Genomic DNA, 17903 nt, shown 5'->3' with positions numbered 1-17903 from the left:
GAATCTTCGGGAGGCCGTTTACAATCAAACCTTAGCCATGTCCGACCATACAACCCGCGACACAGTCATCCTCGGTTCCGGCTGCTCCGGCCTGACGGCCGCCATCTATACCGCCCGTGCCAACCTGAAGCCCCTCGTTCTGGAGGGTCATGAGCCCGGCGGACAGCTTTCCATCACCACGTTGGTCGAGAACTTCCCCGGCTGGCCCCAGGGCGTACAGGGACCCGAGCTGATCGAGAACATGAAGCAGCAGGCGACGCGCTTTGGCGCGGAGCTCACGATGGCTCACCTGGTCTCGGTCGATCTTTCCAAGCGCCCCTTTGAGCTGAACCTGGGCAAGGAGACTATCCACACCCGCACGCTGATCATCGCCTCCGGAGCTTCGGCCCGCTGGCTGAATATTCCCAGCGAACAGGCCCTGATCGGTCACGGCGTCTCGAGCTGCGCTACGTGCGACGGATTCTTCTTCTCCGGCAAGGAAATCGCAGTCGTGGGGGGCGGCGACTCCGCCATGGAAGAGGCTCTCTTCCTCACCCGCTTCGCGACCAAGGTCACGCTGATCAACCGCAGCGAGAGCTTCCGTGCCAGCAAGATCATGCTGGAGCGCGCGATGGCTCACCCGAACATCGTCTTCCGCACCAGTACGGTAGTGGACGAGGTTCTGGGCGTAGAAGAGAAGGACGTCAAAGGTCTGAAGCTGCGGAACATCAAGACCAACGTCGTAGAGAATCTGCCGCTGTCGGGTCTGTTCCTCGGGATCGGTCACGAGCCGAACGCGAAGATGTTCCGCCACCAGATCGACCTGGACGACGACGGCTACATCAAGACCGTGAACAACGTCTTCTGCACTCTGAACGGACAGATTGTTCCCGGCGTCTTCGCCTCTGGCGACGTGCAGGACCGCCGCTACCGCCAGGCCATCACGGCTGCGGGCACCGGTTGCATGGCCGCGCTGGAAGTGGAGAAGTTCCTCGAAGAGCACGGAAGGTAAGAGCATTTTTCCCGTGGGTGTAGTGTAGGACTTCCACATCTATGGGCGTTTTCGCAAGGAAACACCCCTTCCGGGATGCCCAGCAGCAGGGAGAACGCTCTAAGAGCACAAAACGTAATTCATAAGGCCGCGATATCCTGTCGGCACCTTTACGGAGGTCCCTTCATGGAGATTCGCGGCCTTTGTCCGCTTCTTGGAGTCTTCGATATGCCGCGATCAGTGCGCTTCTACTGCGACAACCTCGGCTTTGTGATCCATCAACGTTCCGCGACCTATACGGTTGAGGACGGAGTAGAGCTCTTTCACTGGGCATGGCTCAAGCGCGATGATGCGGAGCTGATGCTGAATACCGCTTACGACGAAGGCCGACGTCCCAACCTGGAAAACCCTATGCGCATTGCGGCTCACCAGGACACCACGCTTTATCTTGGCTGTCCGGATGTGGATGGCGCCTATGAAGAGCTAAAGGCAAAGGGCGTTTCCTGCAAGCCTCCGCAGACAGCCTGGTACGGCATGCGGCAGCTAGAAATGCGTGATCCGGATGGGTTCGGCATCGTACTTCAATGGAGGGCAAAGTAGGTATGTCGGTACAAACGGGACGCTACACCGCACAGCTCGAAGGCGATTTTGTCGTCTTCCTGATCGGCATGCGCATCAACTCGCTATTGGCTATACACAAATGGATGCCAGTCACGAAGACGATGCCGCGCATGCTGAAGGAGCTCTATCACCAGCCGGAGCTCGGCTTTCTGCGGCACGAGATTTTCCTGGGCCGGCGCACGCTGATGACGGTACAGTACTGGCGCACCTTCGACCAGCTTCATGCCTATGCGCATGCCCGCAATCATGAACATCTGCCGGCATGGGCTGAGTTCAACCGCCGCGTGGTGAAGAGCGGAGTCGTGGGTGTCTTTCACGAGACCTATCTGGTCAAGGCCGGACAGTACGAAGCGATCTACTCGGATATGCCACGCTTCGGTCTGGCCAGTGCCGGACAGCATGTGCCTGCGATAGGACGGTTGAATACGGCGCGGGAGCGGTTGCAGCAAGACTAGGATTGTTTGGGCCTTGGGACCTCGCAAATATCCCACCCATCGCGTTGCGATGGATGGGCACCCAGTGTATTGGCAGCCATGGCAGGCAAAAGCGGATCGAGCTGGGCTCGATCCGCTTCGTTTTTATCCAGCAACCAGGAACTAGCAACCGGGAACTACCTCGGCGGCTCTGCCGCTTCTGTGGCCTTCTTATCGGCCTTGTCCTGGGTCTTGTCGGCTTTCTTCTGTTCGCTGGAATCCAGCTGCTTCCGCTTAGCTTTATCTGCCTTTGCCTGAGCTTTTTCAGCCTTGGCGTCCTTCTTCAACTGTTTCTGCTCCTGTTTATTAGCTTCCTGGCGGGTTTGCTGGCTGGTCTCCTGAGCCAAACCGGCCAAGCCCAGGCTCAGGGCGCACCCGAGCACCGCAGCGCGTGTCATGTAGGTCATCTTTCACCTCCGTGCGTTTTGCTAAGACGCACGCTGCACCGTTTTTGCTGCCCGTTTAGAAGCGGTGGAACATGAAAAAGGCGGCGCCTATCAGACACCCGAAGGCGGCGAAGTAGTTCCAGCGCAACTTCTCGCCGAAATACAACACGGCGAAGACACCGAAGACCGACATGGTGATGACCTCCTGCAGCACCTTGAGCTGTTCCGGAGAGAACTTGCCGGCGCCGATGCGGTTGGCCGGGACCTGCAGGCAGTACTCAAAAAAGGCAATTGCCCAGCTTATGAGAATCACCTTCCACAGCGCGGCATCGCGATGCTTCAGGTGGCCATACCAGGCGATAGTCATAAAGATGTTCGAACCAATGAGAAGCAGAATCGTCCACATATCTTCCTCAGATGCAAAACTAGAGATATGTCCATCGTAGAGAACCTGGAGCGCGTCAGCGAACAGATCGCCGTAGCCTGCGCCAAGGCCGGCAGAAGTGAAGCCGATGTCGCCCTGATGGCGGTCTCCAAGACACATCCCGCATCGGCGATTGAAGAGGCCTATGCCGCGGGACAGAGGCTCTTTGGTGAGAATCGCGTGCAGGAGTGGGAGGCGAAGTCCGCGCAGCTCTCTCTGCCAGGCCTGGAGATGCATCTCATCGGCCCCCTGCAGTCGAACAAGACCAATAAGGCCGCCGGGATCTTCCATACGATTGAGGCCGTCGATTCGCTACGCATCGCACAACGGCTCGACACGGCCGCACAGGCACTTGGGCGCAAGCTTCCGATCCTGCTTGAGATCAAGCTCTCGCACGAAGACTCAAAGCATGGCATGGCTCCGGAGGAACTCCCTGCCTTGCTGGAGGCTCTGCCCGTGCTCACACATGTGGTGCCGGTCGGCCTCATGACGGTGCCACCGTTGGATGCGCAGGGAGAAGAGGCACGTCCTTACTTCCGCCGTCTGCGTGAGCTGCGCGACCAGGCACAGACCAGGATCGCTACCCTCACTCAGCTCTCCATGGGGATGTCGCACGACTACACCGTGGCCATTGAAGAAGGTTCCACCTGCGTTCGTGTGGGGACAGCCATCTTCGGCGAAAGGGAGTACCTGCAGCCATGAGTCTGCGACTGCAGCAGGTTGGCGAGGATTGCTTGCTGCCAGTCCGTCTCCATCCCGGCGCCCGGTGCAACGCGATTACCGGCCAGCACGATGGGGCACTCAAAATCGCATTGACAGCACCTCCCGTAGACGGCAAAGCCAACGTCGCATTGTTGCGCTATCTTGCTGAAATACTGGGGCTTCCTCAAAGCCGGATAGAGCTGAAGAGCGGCCAGACCAACCGATCCAAAATGGTTTTGATTACACGCATCCGGGCCGAGGAGGTCGCAGCGAAGCTGACCCCGGCCACGTATACTTAAGGAAGAGCAAGCCCAAATCCCGATTGCGATTTGCGAATCGCCATTCCTCATTCGGAGACATTTTTCATGCAGTTTCGCCGTCTGGCTTGCGGCGCCGTATTTAGCGCCCTCCTCCTGATGCTCTTTGGCTCCCGCACTGCGGCACACGCCAATGACATCCCCACCGGCATAAAGCCGGTTCCCAGCCGTCCTCTTGAGCAGTACCGCCTGCGTCTGCATCATCTGCATACCGGCGAGGACATCGATGTGGTCTACAAGATCGGCAACGAGTATGTCCCCTCGGGCATTGCGAAGCTGAACAGCTTTCTACGGGACCATCGCACGGGTGATGTTGCCCACTATGACCCGAAAGAGTTTGACGTGCTGCACACGCTGCTTGCCCGTCTTGGACGGCCCAACAACGTGATCGATATCGTCTGCGGCTATCGCACGCCGTGGAGCAACAACTTCCTGCGCGGCCGCACTGCGAATACGGGCGTGGCGAAGAACTCGCAGCATGTGCTGGCCAAGGCAATCGATATCCGTGTCCCCGGGATCACCACCGCGAAGCTGCGTCAGACGGCGCTGAGCCTGCATGCCGGAGGTGTTGGGTATTATCCCGTGTCGCAGTTTGTGCATGTGGATGTGGGTCCGGTGCGGCAGTGGACCTACGGTACTGCGCATAACGATTAGTTTAGAGACGAAGGCCCATTTTATAGCCCCGCAAGTATCCCACCCATCGCGATATCACCCCAGCGAACAAGTTCGCCGGGGACCCCGATGTGCGATGGATGGGGCACCCGTATTGGCGCTCTTATTGATTTCTCCTAAACGGTCTCGCCTGGTGCGGTTTTGGGCTTTACCTCTTCTTTGAACCAGGGATAGGGATATCCCTTGCTCAGGACGTCTTCGAGCTGTTTGTCGTATTGGTAGACATCGTCATAGAAGTGGATGTCTCCATCCTCCGCGACCAGGGCCGTGGCATAGAAGATCACTACCGGGAGCGGCTGTTTCAGCACGACAGTCTTGTTGTCTGGGCCATTGTTCATGGCGTCGTGGATCTTCTCTTCTGTCCACTCCGGCTGATTCTGCAGAACCCAGTTAGCAAGCTTCTCCGGCTCCTGCAGACGGATGCAGCCATGCGAGAAGTCGCGCTTGGAGTTGGCGAACAGCTGCGTCGCAGGCGTGGAGTGCATGTAGACGTCGTACTGGTTGGGAAACATGAACTTCACCAGACCGAGAGAGTTCTTCGGCCCTGGTTTCTCGCGGACAATCACGCGGCCCTGCGCAATGGAGTCAGCGTTATAGCTCGTGACCGGCTGGCCCTGGGCATTCACGACTTCGAAGTTCTTCTTTCCCAGATATCCCGGATCTTTCGCGACGTGTGGAGCGATCTCCTTGCGCGCAATGTTGGTCGTCACCGTCCAGTAGGGACGGAAGACGATGTACTTCATCTTCTGCGTAAAGACCGGCGTCTGGTGCTGACCGATGAACTGGCCGACGACGACACGCATGCTGAAGTCGAGCTTGTGGGTCACTGGGTCGTGCACGCGCAGGACAAACTCCGGCAGGTTGACCTGCAGTGGCGCCTTCAGGAACTCGTCAGGAAGCCAGCGCCAGCGCTCCAGTGTGTCCTGGAACTGGTGAATCCGTACAGCCGGAGAGATGTTCAGGGCCGCAATCGTCTGCGGCCCCAGCTTACCGTTCTCTTCCAGACCATGGCGGTGCTGGAAGTGCTTCACGACATCCGCGACCTTCGCCGTATACTCATTTCCCTGCGGAGCACCTTGCTGCGCATCGCCGAGGATCGTGAGCCGCTGCCACATGGCTTGCAGACCGGGATACCCGCCACCGGGCAGGATGGGCTTTGTTACCGCCGGCAGCGGATCCCACTGGGGATTCGCCTTCGCCATGTCGATGTATTTGCCGAGAGCATCTTCGGTGGCGCGGTACTGGTCGCTGTTGGGCTCGACCGATGCGATCTGCGAGACGACATCTTCGGAGTCGACGACATTTTCCGCAAGGAAGGTCGGCAGATCGTAACGCTTGCCGAGAGCATTGACGTCGAAGTCGAAGTGCTGGGGGTTGACGCGGCCAATGTGGAGGTCGCTGATGAGGCGCATGGTGCAGACCGTCATCGCGATATCGAACTTTGCCAGCTCATCGTTTGATGCGGAAGACAGCCCGGCCAGGCGCTGCGGCCAACGGTCAGCATCGTAATCTTCCGGGTTCAGCCCCTTACGGTCGATCGTCTGGAAGAGATGGATGACATCCGTCGTTGCCTTTACCGGCTGCTTATCGCGTGTCCACGCCAGGCGATATTCGCGCATGGCATAGAAGTTCTGTACATAGTTCTTGTAGTCGGTGTAGTTGGGCCAGCGCAGTATGGGCAGATTGCCGGTGGCATCCAACTGCTGCAGCTGGTTGGAGTAGTCCGGGGAGAAGGTCTCGAGCGTCTTGCCGACACCGTGCTTTCGCTTACAACCGCCTGCTGTTACCAGAACCGCGATCATTGCCGCGGCAAACACACGACCACCCAGGACTCTACCGTTCACACAGCCTCCGTGCCGAATCTGTTCCTTACGATGCCACAACTGACCCTATTGTCAGCCAGAGAAAACGGAGCGGCCATCCAAAGACCTGGAGCATTTTCCTGTAGGTGTAGTGCAGGGCTCGTGCATCTATGGACGTTTTCCGCAATGAAAACGCCGCTGCACGGTGCTTCCGGGATACCCAGCAACAGGAAAATGCTCTAACCGGCGGGCAAGAAAAGCCATTCGATCCACGATGCTTCCGCTACACTGTCGTGACACCGTTTGCTATGAACCTGTATGCCATCGTTCTGGGCACCATCGTCGCGACCCTGTTGACCGTCTCTGTCACCCGGCTTTCCAAGGTGAAGACCAAGGCGGACTACCTGGTTGCAGGCCGCTCCCTTCCCGCCTTTGTCCTGGTCTTCACGCTGCTGTCGTCGTGGATCGGCTCAGGCTCACTTCTTGGCGGCGCTGAGAATGCCTACAAGCACGGCTTTGTTGCCCTGTGGCAGGGTGGCGGTGGATGGGCGGGACTGCTGCTGATCTACTTCATCGCTCCCCGGGCACGGAAGTTCGCGCAGTTCACCATTCCCGATCTTCTGGAAGCACGCTACAACCAGACAGCCCGCGTGCTGGGTGTGATCGCCATTCTGTTTGCCTTTACCGCCATTACCAGCTATCAGTTCATCGGCGGCGGCGACATTCTTGCGCTGATCTTCCCAGACACGATCTCGCCGATGCTGGGCCGGTATATCATCGCTGCCTTCGTGATCTTCTTCACCGCGATTGCGGGTATGTCTTCGGTGGCTTATACCGATCTGGTCATTGGCTTGCTTGCAACCTTCTCACTGGTGATCTCTTTCCCGCTGCTGGTTCATACGGCAGGAGGATGGGGCGCCGTGCATGCGGCGCTGCCGGCAAGCTACTTCACCCCCCTGGGTGACTTTTCCCTGATCCAGGCCCTGGAGATCTTTCTGCCGACCTGCCTGCTGATGCTGGGCAACCAGTCGATGTATCAGAAGTTCTTCTCGGCCAAAAGCGAGAAGGATGCCAGGGTCGCCGTGGTGGGCTGGATCATCGGTACTGTCATCCTTGAGACAGTGATCGTGGCGCTGGCGATCGTGGGGAATGTCCTTTCAAAGCAGAACGGCTCGCAGCCCTATCCGCGCGAGATTCTGGCCTTTACTGCCCTGCACTCGCTGCCCAGCCTGCTGGGCGCCATCATGATGGGCGCCATCTTTGCCAAGGTCATCTCTACGGCGAACAGCTTTCTGTTCTCGCCCGCCACCAACCTGATCAACGACATCTATGTACGCTATATTTCTCCGGATGCGTCTGATAAGAAAGTATTGATTGTCTCGCGGCTGACAGTAGTCTTGCTGGGTGGGTGGGCTCTCTGGCAGGCGGTTGGTATTACCAGCGTTCTTGCCAAGACACTCTATGCCTATACCATTTATTCAGCGGCGCTGACGCCGGTGATTCTGGCTGCATTTTTCTGGCCGCGTGCGACCGCTGCCGCGGCTGTCGCATCCATTGCAGCGGGTACGGTAGTGACCGTCTGGTGGGATACGGCCTGGGTTAAGCATCTGCTTCCTCAGGCCATTGCGGAACGGGACGCAATTTTTCCTGCATTGCTGGTTTCACTCCTGTGCCTGCTCGTTGTAAGCTACCTGACGCCGCCACCGGATAAGGAACACTTAGCCCGGTTATCGGCTTAGAATTTTCGTGTGGGAGTCACATCCCGTATTGTTTTCTCAGCGTCTATTCGTGCATTCACAGAAACGACCCCAAACCTAACCCCATCCCAAAAGGACGAATCATGGAACTGAACGAAAACCTCCTGATGCAACCCGCCACCCACGACTTCGTACCCGAAGGCCTGCTGGCCTTCAACGCCGCCGAGATGTGGCAGGCCGCCCCCGTGACCGACGACGATGACGATGAGGATGAGGATTACGACGAGGACGAAGACGAGGATGATGAGGACGACGACGAGTTCGACGAGGACGAAGAAGACGACGCCGACGACGACGAAGATGAGGAGGATGACGACGAAATCGACGAGGACGAAGAAGACGAGCCCGAGTACGAGGACTACGACGACGAGGATGAGGATGAAGAGGATGACGACGACTACGAATAGAGCATCCAACGAATTGCTATGTCGAACGTAAAACCGAATCTACTGAAGGGCCTGCTGGCGGGTGTCGCCGCGGGCCTCGTCGCTACCGCTGCTAAGGGCCTCGTCGAGAAGTTCTATCCCCCGCACACGCACGGCGAGCCGGAGCCGTCGGAGCTTCTGGTGGAGAAGCTTGCGGGCCACCACCTCTCCCCTTCCACCAAAGCCACTGCGGCACAGACGATCCACTGGAGCTTCGGCGCACTCGCCGGCGGAGCCTATGGAATGCTCGCGGAGTTCTACCCCGCTGCCACAGCGCGTAACGGAGCACAGTTTGGTGTCGTGCTCGCCACCCTGACTCATGAAAGCGCCTTTCCGAAGCTGGGTCTGGCAGCCGAACCGGAAGATCAGGATGCGCGTGAGCAGAGCAGCGAGATGATCTCTCACGTTGTGTACGGCGTGGTGACAGAGACGGTCCGCTCCGTGGTACGCCGCGTTCTCTAAGATGCCCATTGGTCGCCTGACGATCGAGCTTCACATCGAACACGCGCAGTCCCTGAAGGACCGCCGCCAGGCTGTGCGCTCGCTCAAGGACAAGCTGCGCCATGGCTTCAATATTGGAATAGCGGAGCTGGATGACGCCAGCCTGTGGAATCGCGCGACGATTGGCGTTGTGGCGATCTCGGCTTCGCGCGATTACGTGCTTGGCCTGCTGCAGCAGGTGGAAGATGCAGCACACCGGCTGGCGCCGGGGTTAGGTGCTGAGATTCTGGATGCGTCGGCGGATTTGATGGAGGAGTAGGAATCGATTTTCCAAAGCATCTCGGCAAATCGTGAGCTCGAAGCAAACCGCACACATCCCTTGTCGGAATAACGAAGGCCGGCTCTAAGAGCCGGCCTTTTTCCTGCCTGCGGCGGGATTACTTCTTGCTCTTTACGGCGATGACTTCGATCTCCAGGGCGGCGCCGGGAGCGACCAGGGCCGCTACCTGCACGGCGGAACGAGCCGGCTTGTTCGGCTGTTCCTTGGTGCCGAAGTACTTTACGAACTCAGAGTTCATCGCGGCGAACTCCAGCTTGCCGGTCTTGGGATCGGCAGCCAGGAAGACAGTCGCCTTCACGACGTCGCCCATGGTCAGGCCCTGGGCCTTCAGCTGCGCGTCGATCTTGGCCAGCACCGACGCAGCCTGCGTCTTGGTGTCGCCGTAGTCGGCCGGAGTTCCCTTGGCCGGGTCGGCCGGGGTTACAGGCGAAGGAAGCTGGCCGGAGAGATAGTAGATGTCGCCGGCCCAGACGCCAGTGGCGATGAAGCCTTTGTCGTCCTGGATGTGCTTGACCGTGGTCTGCGCGTGAGCGGTAGTGGCGGCAGCAGCGGCCAGGGCGAGAGCGAGAATGATCTTCTTCATGCGAGGTCTCCTGAAAAATTCGTTCACAAGGAAAACGGGGCGGGCCATTCAGGCCCGCCCCTGGTTATCTTAGGCGCTTACCGTGTCGGAGTGCTTTCCGCCGAGGCGGGCGGCCTTCACGTGATCGCTGATCATCTGGATGGCGCGGCGTCCGCTTCCGGCGGCGCCTTCCTGCCAGCCCACCACGTGCGAGGTGTGGTCACCGGCGAAGTAGATGGGGCCATCGTTCTGCGTGATGGTGGCATAGTCGGCCTTGGTGATGGCGCCGATCCACGAACCCTCATTCCACTTCACATGCTTCCAGCCACAGAAGACGGGCTTGGAGACCAGCTTGCCGTAGCCGGGATGCATCTTCTCGATGGATTCGCGCGAGGAGGCGAACTTCTCGTCCATCGACAGCTTGTTGAAGCCGTCGATCGCCTCGTCCTGATAGCCGGCGCAGATCATGCTGGGACCCTCTGCGAAGAGGTTGTTCGACGGATACCAGATCGGCTGCGGTCCTTTGCCCAGGAAGCTGAGGCCGCCGTAGATATTGAAGTCCTTCTCCCAGAAGCGGGTCGAGGCTTCCCACGGCACCTTATAGGAGCCGCGGTAGGAGTCGGCAGCGCGAGAGACGGTGGCCTTCACCTCGGGCGACAGATCCGCCTTGATCTTGTTCAGGATCGTCAGCGGCATGGCGCAGACGCAGTAGTCGGCCTCGATGGTGCGCTGGACGCCGGCCTTCTCGTAAACAACCTTCACACCCTTACCGGTCTTGGTAATCTCGGTGACCGGACAGTTGAAGTTCACGATGGGGCCGAGCGACTTGGCCAGGGCATTTGAGATCTGCTGCATGCCGTTGACCGGCTGCATCATGGTCGCCTGCCAGTCCCACTGCTCTTCGTACAGTTCGGCGTTCCAGAAGTTGCCGTCCAGAAGCGCGTGCATCGGGATGGGCTCGCGGTTGACGATCATCTCCTGCGGGCCGGCGCCGGGATACTGAGTGACGTCGGCGCGGTCAGAACCGGTGTACTTGTTCTTGCCGTCCAACGGTCCCCACAGGTGCATGATGTCGGCCAGGCGCTCGCGGTCCTGCTTAGTGAGCTCGGTGTCCAGAGAACCGCCGTTCAGGGCCTTGGTCAGCAGCTCGGCCACTTCGCCGCGGGTGTCGTTGATGACCTTGCGCTGGGTGTAGGGCTTGCCGCCGTTGACCTTGTCGTTCTGCAGCAGCGTGGAGCGGGAGGTGTTGACGCAGACTTCCATCGGCACCTTGAGCTCGCGCACGTAGTGCAGGATGGTGCCGTGCACCGATGGGATGCGGGCGGGACCCATGTTCCAGTACAGGCCGGGAGCCCAGTTGATGTTCTGCTTGGTGCCGTCGACGAACTCAAGAACGTCTCCACCGCGGGCCGAATAAGCACGGCCGCCGGGACGATGGCGGGCTTCCAGAACGGTAACGTTGTATCCGAGTTTACGAGCCTCGTAGGCAGTCACGAGACCGGCGACGCCCCCGCCAAGGACAACGATGCTGACACCTTTACCCGCACCGGTTGTGGCCTTAACCTGCTCAGCCTCAACTTCTTTCATCGGCATCAGGCCGAGAGCTTGCATGGTGACAACTGCAGCGCTGAAACCGCCAGCCTGCCCTACGCGCGTAAGGAAATCGCGCCGTGTAATACCCATGGGAAAAACACTCCTTTAGTTGCGACTGACCTGGGAGATGAAGCTGGTCCCCACGCAGATGGACGAATCCCCCGACGAGGAAAACCAAGAACTGTAGCCCGATGGAAACATCCTATAGGAAGGGAGGAGTGATTGAATAATTGAATAATTCAATCACCAGCCCGGCCCTGCTTGTGCAGGGCGGGTTGAATGGTTGAATTGTTGAATAGTTGAATGGTTCCTTTGCTTTAGGCATCATTCGAGGATGCCGAAATCTTATAAGGACCTGGTGGTTTGGCAGCGTGCTGTCGATCTAGCGGAACTGACCTACCGTCTCACGAAGGCTTTTCCCAAAGAAGAGTTGTATGGGCTGGCTGCGCAGATGCGGCGAGCCAGTGTTTCGGTCGCATCGAACATCGCTGAAGGAAGCGCGCGAAGCCGGGGTGACTTTCACAGGTATGTCGTGATGGCGCGAGGCTCCAACAATGAGCTCCAGACTCAACTGGTCATCGCACAGCGCCTGGATTTCGGCGACCAACAGATGCGTGATCGGCTCGAATCATTGAGCGAGGATATCGGGCGAAGCCTGACAAAGTTTGCCGACTATCTACGCCGTTCCGATACCGCTTAGGCACCATTCAACAATTCAACCATTCAACAGCTCGCCCTGCGAGCACTGGCACTCCGGGCACCAGTAGGTTGAACGTGCCTGAATTCCTTGTTTGCGCGAGAGGATGGTGGCGCCGCAACGGCGGCAGGGTTCTCCTGCTCGGCCGTAGACCCAGAGGCGTTCTTCGCGGTCGATGCGGCGGGTGGTGCGGCGCAGGCCGGTGAAGGTCACTATGTCGCCTCCAGCACCGTCTTTGATGTTGGCCTGCATGTAGCGCTGGGCGTGGTCAGCGAGATGCAGCATCTCTTCTTCCGTCAGCGTGCTCATCTTGCGGAACGGATGTACTTGCGCGGTGAAGCACACTTCCGACTTGTAGACGTTGCCCAGTCCGGCCATTACCTGCTGATTCAGAAGGACGACGGCTATCTCTTCTTCGGGGTGTGAGGCGGCTCGGGCTTTGAGACGTTCCAGGCCGGTCTGTGGAGTGAAGGCCGCATCCAGAACATCGGGTCCGAGTTTTGACACGGACGAATGACGCGTAAGCGACTGTGCGGTATGGAACTCAGCGACGGGAACGTTGAACGCTACGGCTTCGAAACCATCAACACCCAGAATGAGGCGCATGTCCTTGCGTGGACGCCACCAGCGTTCTCCCGGGCGATAGATATGCCAGGAGCCGCTCATCATCATATGGGTGAGCAGGATCAGATCGCCGGAGAGATAGATCAACAGCCACTTGCCACGCGACTCTACTTTCTCCACGGTGCGGCCGGTGATGGGCGAATCGTCATGAACACGCTGCAATGGAGCCAGTGCGCTCTCAAAGCGCGTGACTGTCTTGCCGGTCAGCGCTTTAGTCAGAGTTCGTGCAGCGCGGAAGATGGTATCGCCTTCAGGCATACAAATAGGAGATCAACACTCAGGTGAATTGCTGGACAGGAGCAAGCCGTTTTCTAAGATTGAAGCCGATGGGCGCGGCAACGAATCCTACTTCCAGCAAAGCCTTCGCCATCGGACTCTCGGCCACAGGCACGCCATTGACGGTGGCGATCAGCATGCCTGCACGCGAGCGATGTTCATCTCCCTCTTCCTTACGGCCGACAACCTCGGCGAAGAATTGCGCGAGAGATCGAGTCATCTGGGTGCGCGCCGGATCTTCTTCGGGGAGGAAGACCTGCACATTCGGATTGCCGCGACGAAGATAGGCGGCGAGTGCTCCATCGCACAGGACCACCCGGCCGCCGACGGAACGTGTGAGCGTGCTGGCTGCATCGGGAGCCGCGGGCCAGCGCAGCAAGGAACCGTAGGGATTGGCCGGATCGGTCGCGGCCAGCAGCAGCATCTCGGGCTCATCTTGCTGCACCTTGTTACGCAGGGTTCGCAGCAGATCCAATGCTGCCGGCAGTGCGAACTGCACTGCGCCCAGATCGGCAGCGAAGTAGCCGCGGCGAATTTTGCCGGACTCCTCCATTGCCTTCAACACGTCATAGATCGCCGAGAAACCTCCGGGCAGGTTTTCCGCATGCGCCGTCTCCCGGAAGACGATGCCATATCGTGCGAGAAGCTGCTGCGCCATGGCATGCGACCAGTGTGTAGCTCGCTCCACTGGATCGGCAAAGGCAACCGCGTTCAGCGCCCATCGTCCCTGCCCTGTTGGCGGTGTCGTCCGCCGCGATCGGAAACCGGAAGCAGCCTGCTGGTTATGGATGCGGCGTGCCGGCACTCGCGAGCTCGTGGACCGTTCGCTGTAGGCACGCAGCGCGTGCAGTGAATCGTTCGTCACCAGTCCTTTCCAGACCAGCGACCATAACGCATCGAGAAGATCGCCGGGATATCCTCCACCGGTTCCTTCCAACAGTTGCGCGAAGAAGGTCGCGCCGCGCTGCTGCAGGTATTCGACGACCTGCAGTTCTTTGCCTGCGAGCTCCGGCACAGGCCGTGGCGTCCATAGTAGCGGCAGCTTGTCGGCGAGGTAGAGGCCGACACGGCCATCGCGCTCTCCTAAGGGTTCGACTCCGGTCCAGATCACCTCGCCTGCGGCGATCAGCGTGTCGAGATCGGCAGGCTTGTATGTCGCGATGCGTGCGGGAAGGATCTCGTTCTCCAGCAGTGATGCCGGTACAGGAGAGCCCTGCAGATTCTCCACCGCGTCCAACACCGCATCGAGACCACGACGGGGTGTGACCACTCCCTGCCAATTGGTGAAGAAGCGGGCTAACACGCGTTGCTCGACTGGCTCCACTTCCTTGCGCAGCTTCGCCAGCGATTTACGGCGGATGGTGCGCAGCACCTCGACATCGCACCACTCACGATGTGATCCTTCAGGACGGAAGCCGCCTTCCACGACGCGGCCAACCTGCACCAGGCGCTGCAGTGTTGCTTCGACCTGCGGCGCCGGCAGAGCAAACCGCCGCGCAGCTTCCGCAGTCGTGAAAGGCCCATGCGTGCGGGCATAGCGACGGACCAGATCCGTCAGCGCATCCTGTGTCTTCTCCAGGAAGGCCGCCGGCAATCCCGGAGGTAGCGGGATACCGAGCGCATCGCGATACCGCGCCGCGTCCTCCACCGCAATGAGGCGCTTGTCACTGGCGATGTTGATCTCCAATACGCGCCGTGATTTCTTCAGACGATCCACTGTCAGCGCCACCTCGGGAGAGACCACGCGCTCCAGCAGCTCCGATGGACGCAGATCACCAAGACGCAGCAGCAGATCATGCACGCCGTCAGCGTTGCGTGCGCGATATCCCTCGGCGCGAAGCTGGAGCTGTTCTTCTGTTTCGGCAATAGCCGCTGCATCCAGGAGCTCACGCAGATCGGCATCGCCCATCAGCTCGCGAAGCTGTTCCTGATCGATCGACAGGGCCTGCGCACGACGCTCCGCCAGCGGCGCATCGCCATCGTAGATATAGTTCGCCACATAGCTGAAGAGCAGCGCCGAAGCAAAGGGCGAGGGCGTGCGCGAATCAACCGTATGCACGCGCAGATCGCGGCGTGCGATGAGTGCGAGGATCTCTCGCAACGCAGGCAGATCGAAGACATCGCGCAGGCACTCGCGGTATGCCTCCAGCAAGATGGGAAACTCCGCATAGCGTGATGCCACCGCCAGCAGGTCGTAAGCGCGTTTCCTCTGCTGCCACAACGGAGCTCGTCCATCGGCGCGACGGCGAGGCAAGAGCAGCGCGCGCGCTGCAGCCTCACGGAACTTTGCCGCGAATAATGCTGTTGCCCCCAGCTGGCGCATCACCAGTTGCACGGCCTCGTCCGGCTCGGGCAGAAGCTGCTCCACGGCGGGAGGCTCATCGGTCTCCGGAAAGCGCAGGACAAAGCCATCTTCAGACCACATGGTCTCCACATCGCCGCCGTTTGCCGCCTTCACGCGCGCAGTTGCCGCCATCGCCCACGGTGCGTGAATGCGTGATCCGAATGGTGTGAGGACGCAGACGCGCCAGTCGCCCAGCTCATCGCGCACACGCTCGATGACGAGATTGCGATCATCCGGAACGATGCGGGTTGCTATCTCCTGATCAGCGAGATAGCGCAGTACATTCTCAGCCGCCATGGGATCGAGATCATGTTCCCGCGTCAGCTTTGTCACCGCGGCAGGCCGTGGCATATCGCGCAGCTCACGGACAAGCTGACCGATCCTGCGTCCGAACTCCAGCGGACGCCCTGCTCCGTCTCCATGCCAGAAGGGCATCTTGCCTGGCTCTCCCGGAGCAGGCGAGACCAGCACCCGGTCATGCGTAATCTCATCGATCCGCCATGTGGACGCGCCCAGCACGAACGTGTCCCCGGTGCGCGACTCGAAGACCATCTCCTCATCCAGCTCACCGACGCGGACCGGTTTTGCCCGCTCTCCGGAGAGAAAGACACCATAGAGGCCGCGATCCGGAATGGTGCCTGCATTGAGGATCGCGATGCGCTTTACACCCTCGCGCGGCAGAAGCCAGTTGGCGGTGCGGTCCCAGGTCACACGCGGACGCAGCTCGGCGAACTCGTCCGAAGGATAGCGGCCAGCCAACATATCGAGCACTCCATCGAAGCTGGTACGTGAGAGTCCGGCAAAGTTCGCACACCCTCGCACCAGATCGAAGAGAGCGTCATACCCAATGCCCGGCGACTCTTCTCGGCGGCGCGTGCGCCACCCCTCCGCCGTCTCCGCATCCATCGGCGGCTGCGAGACGACAGCCACGATCTGCTGCGCCAGCACATCCAGCGGATTGCGCAGAAAACGAGTCGCCTCCACGTGGCCTTCATGCATAGCGCGCGTTACTGCCGCGCAGGCCACCAGATCGGCCCGATACTTGGGAAAGATTATGCCCGACGAGGGAGCACCCACGGTATGTCCGGCGCGCCCGATCCGCTGCAGGCCACTGGCGACCGATGGCGGAGCCTCGATCTGGATGACGAGGTCCACGGCGCCCATGTCGATGCCAAGCTCGAGCGATGAGGTCGCCACCAGAGCCTTCAGGCGGCCCTCCTTCAACATCTCCTCGATCTCAGAGCGTTGCGACGCCGCCAGGCTGCCATGATGCGCACGAGCGATCTGCTCTCCGGCAAGGTCATTGATCGCGCCCGCAAGGCGCTCGGCGATGCGCCGTGCATTCACGAACAGAATGGTGGACTCGTGCTGACGGATGATCTCCAGCAGGCGTGGATGGATCGACTGCCAGATGCTGGTGCGCTTCGGCCCCTGCGATGCCGGGCCGCTCGGAAGGTCTTCCACTTCTCCCAGGCGGGCCATATCCTCGACCGGCACCTCGACGCGAAGCTCCAGCCGTTTGCGTGCCCCGGCATTGACGATCGTTACCGGCCGAAAGCGTATGCCGGCTGCGACCTCGTCAGGCTCTTCTCCGCCTGGCTGCGACTGCGTCTCTTCCACCGGCGGGCGACTCTCTGCTCCGCCCAGGAACCGTGCCACCTCCTCCAGCGGGCGCTGTGTCGCACTGAGACCAATACGCTGCAGCCGGCGTCCGCAGAGAGCCTCCAAGCGCTCCAGCGACATCGCCATGTGGGCTCCACGCTTGGTGGGAACGAGGGCATGGATCTCGTCGATGATGACGGTCTCGACGGACCGCAGCGCCTCTCCAGCTTCGCTGGTCAGCAGCAGGTAGAGCGACTCCGGAGTCGTGATCAGAATGTCGCCGGGATGGCGGCGGAAGCGCGCCCGCTCCAACTGGCTGGTATCGCCGGTGCGGACGGAGATGACCGGCTCGTAGAACTCCATCTCCATCTGCTGCGCCTGGTTGGCGATACCTGCGAGCGGCGAACGAAGATTGCGCTCGACGTCTACAGCCAGCGCCTTCAGCGGCGACAGATAAAGCACCTTCACACCCTGCCCCTGCTTTTCCGCAGGCGTCTGCAGCATCAGCTTGTCGAGGCACCAGAGGAATGCGGTCAACGTTTTACCGGTGCCGGTCGGCGCCAGGATCAGCGTCGATTCGCCACGTGCGATGGCCGGCCAGCCCTCCACCTGCGGCGGTGTCGGCGCCTCAAAGACGGCGCGGAACCATGCTGCCGTGACCGGATGGAAGAGCTCCAGCACATCGGCTGCGAGAGTGGCGGAGCTGGAGGCGTCTTTCGTCGTACGGGCCATGCGTTGCGTCTATTAGATGCCGGTCCAGGGCGTGGCATCAAACTCCTGCCGTAGCGTTGCGAGCGCAAATTTGTCCAGACGAGGCGGAGGCCGAAGGCTGTGGCGGGTCCACAGTCGAGGCCGACAACAAAGTATGGGCGAAT

18 protein-coding genes are annotated in these 17903 nt (G+C 60.0%); 11 read left to right on the top strand and 7 right to left on the bottom strand.

Annotation, left to right across the window (positions count from 1 at the left end; all coding sequences use genetic code 11):
- The first annotated feature begins 37 nt into the window (after positions 1-37).
- The 3 genes from trxB to AB4Y89_RS20120 all read left to right on the top strand — a co-directional run bounded on the left by trxB (position 38) and on the right by AB4Y89_RS20120 (position 2046).
- Positions 38-991: a thioredoxin-disulfide reductase gene (trxB, locus tag AB4Y89_RS20130; protein ID WP_442302735.1), complete on the top strand. Its 954-nt coding sequence runs from the start codon at positions 38-40 to the stop codon at positions 989-991.
- A gap of 165 nt (positions 992-1156) precedes the next feature.
- The gene (locus tag AB4Y89_RS20125; protein WP_442302734.1) at positions 1157-1570 is read left to right on the top strand and encodes a VOC family protein; all 414 of its coding nucleotides are present in this window, start codon (positions 1157-1159) and stop codon (positions 1568-1570) included.
- A gap of 2 nt (positions 1571-1572) precedes the next feature.
- On the top strand, positions 1573-2046 hold the full coding sequence (locus tag AB4Y89_RS20120) for a DUF4188 domain-containing protein (protein ID WP_442302733.1): 474 nt from the start codon (positions 1573-1575) through the stop codon (positions 2044-2046).
- Between the two features lie 155 nt (positions 2047-2201).
- Here AB4Y89_RS20120 and AB4Y89_RS20115 read toward each other — a convergent pair whose 3' ends face one another.
- A complete protein-coding gene (locus AB4Y89_RS20115; protein WP_442302732.1) occupies positions 2202-2471 on the bottom strand; it encodes a hypothetical protein in 270 nt (89 codons plus the stop codon).
- A gap of 55 nt (positions 2472-2526) precedes the next feature.
- A complete protein-coding gene (locus AB4Y89_RS20110; RefSeq protein WP_442302731.1) occupies positions 2527-2856 on the bottom strand; it encodes a DMT family protein in 330 nt (109 codons plus the stop codon).
- A gap of 27 nt (positions 2857-2883) precedes the next feature.
- Between AB4Y89_RS20110 and AB4Y89_RS20105 the strand changes: the two genes are divergently transcribed.
- The 3 genes from AB4Y89_RS20105 to AB4Y89_RS20095 all read left to right on the top strand — a co-directional run bounded on the left by AB4Y89_RS20105 (position 2884) and on the right by AB4Y89_RS20095 (position 4547).
- Positions 2884-3576: a YggS family pyridoxal phosphate-dependent enzyme gene (locus AB4Y89_RS20105; RefSeq protein ID WP_442302730.1), complete on the top strand. Its 693-nt coding sequence runs from the start codon at positions 2884-2886 to the stop codon at positions 3574-3576.
- Positions 3573-3875, top strand: a complete 303-nt coding sequence (locus tag AB4Y89_RS20100) for a DUF167 domain-containing protein (RefSeq protein ID WP_442302729.1) — start codon at positions 3573-3575, stop codon at positions 3873-3875. The genes AB4Y89_RS20105 and AB4Y89_RS20100 overlap by 4 nt, the downstream gene beginning before the upstream one ends.
- A gap of 66 nt (positions 3876-3941) precedes the next feature.
- Positions 3942-4547, top strand: coding sequence for a DUF882 domain-containing protein (locus AB4Y89_RS20095; protein WP_442302728.1), 606 nt, complete (start codon positions 3942-3944; stop codon positions 4545-4547).
- 134 nt (positions 4548-4681) lie between these two features.
- Here the strand turns inward: AB4Y89_RS20095 and AB4Y89_RS20090 are convergent, their stop codons facing one another.
- Positions 4682-6409 carry a L,D-transpeptidase family protein gene (locus AB4Y89_RS20090; protein ID WP_442302727.1) on the bottom strand — a complete coding sequence of 576 codons (1728 nt, stop codon included), beginning with the start codon at positions 6407-6409 and terminating at the stop codon, positions 4682-4684.
- Between the two features lie 266 nt (positions 6410-6675).
- Between AB4Y89_RS20090 and AB4Y89_RS20085 the strand changes: the two genes are divergently transcribed.
- From AB4Y89_RS20085 to AB4Y89_RS20070, 4 genes are all read left to right on the top strand, one after another.
- Complete coding sequence (locus AB4Y89_RS20085; protein WP_442302763.1) at positions 6676-8106, top strand: sodium:solute symporter family protein; 1431 nt, start codon at positions 6676-6678, stop codon at positions 8104-8106.
- A gap of 101 nt (positions 8107-8207) precedes the next feature.
- Complete coding sequence (locus AB4Y89_RS20080; protein WP_442302726.1) at positions 8208-8531, top strand: hypothetical protein; 324 nt, start codon at positions 8208-8210, stop codon at positions 8529-8531.
- A gap of 18 nt (positions 8532-8549) precedes the next feature.
- The gene (locus AB4Y89_RS20075) at positions 8550-9011 is read left to right on the top strand and encodes a DUF1440 domain-containing protein (RefSeq protein WP_442302725.1); all 462 of its coding nucleotides are present in this window, start codon (positions 8550-8552) and stop codon (positions 9009-9011) included.
- A gap of 1 nt (position 9012) precedes the next feature.
- Complete coding sequence (locus AB4Y89_RS20070; RefSeq protein WP_442302724.1) at positions 9013-9309, top strand: DUF503 domain-containing protein; 297 nt, start codon at positions 9013-9015, stop codon at positions 9307-9309.
- Between the two features lie 118 nt (positions 9310-9427).
- Here AB4Y89_RS20070 and AB4Y89_RS20065 read toward each other — a convergent pair whose 3' ends face one another.
- Positions 9428-9913 (bottom strand): Rid family hydrolase, encoded by a 486-nt coding sequence (locus AB4Y89_RS20065; protein WP_442302723.1) that lies wholly within the window; start codon positions 9911-9913, stop codon positions 9428-9430.
- Positions 9914-9982: 69 nt separating this feature from the next.
- A complete protein-coding gene (locus tag AB4Y89_RS20060; RefSeq protein WP_442302722.1) occupies positions 9983-11575 on the bottom strand; it encodes a flavin monoamine oxidase family protein in 1593 nt (530 codons plus the stop codon).
- Between the two features lie 244 nt (positions 11576-11819).
- Here AB4Y89_RS20060 and AB4Y89_RS20055 point away from each other — a divergent pair, with 244 nt between their 5' ends.
- On the top strand, positions 11820-12185 hold the full coding sequence (locus AB4Y89_RS20055; RefSeq protein ID WP_442302721.1) for a four helix bundle protein: 366 nt from the start codon (positions 11820-11822) through the stop codon (positions 12183-12185).
- A gap of 15 nt (positions 12186-12200) precedes the next feature.
- On the opposite strand, the gene AB4Y89_RS20050 is transcribed toward AB4Y89_RS20055, so the two are convergent.
- Complete coding sequence (locus AB4Y89_RS20050; protein ID WP_442302720.1) at positions 12201-13064, bottom strand: Fpg/Nei family DNA glycosylase; 864 nt, start codon at positions 13062-13064, stop codon at positions 12201-12203.
- A gap of 19 nt (positions 13065-13083) precedes the next feature.
- Complete coding sequence (locus AB4Y89_RS20045) at positions 13084-17760, bottom strand: Lhr family helicase (protein WP_442302719.1); 4677 nt, start codon at positions 17758-17760, stop codon at positions 13084-13086.
- Positions 17761-17903: the final 143 nt, after the last annotated feature.

Origin of the sequence: Terriglobus sp. 2YAB30_2, from assembly GCF_052114765.1 — a bacterium.
Taxonomy (GTDB): domain Bacteria; phylum Acidobacteriota; class Terriglobia; order Terriglobales; family Acidobacteriaceae; genus Terriglobus.
Note: the sequence above shows the minus strand (reverse complement) of the source record. Positions and strands in the feature narration are given on the sequence as shown.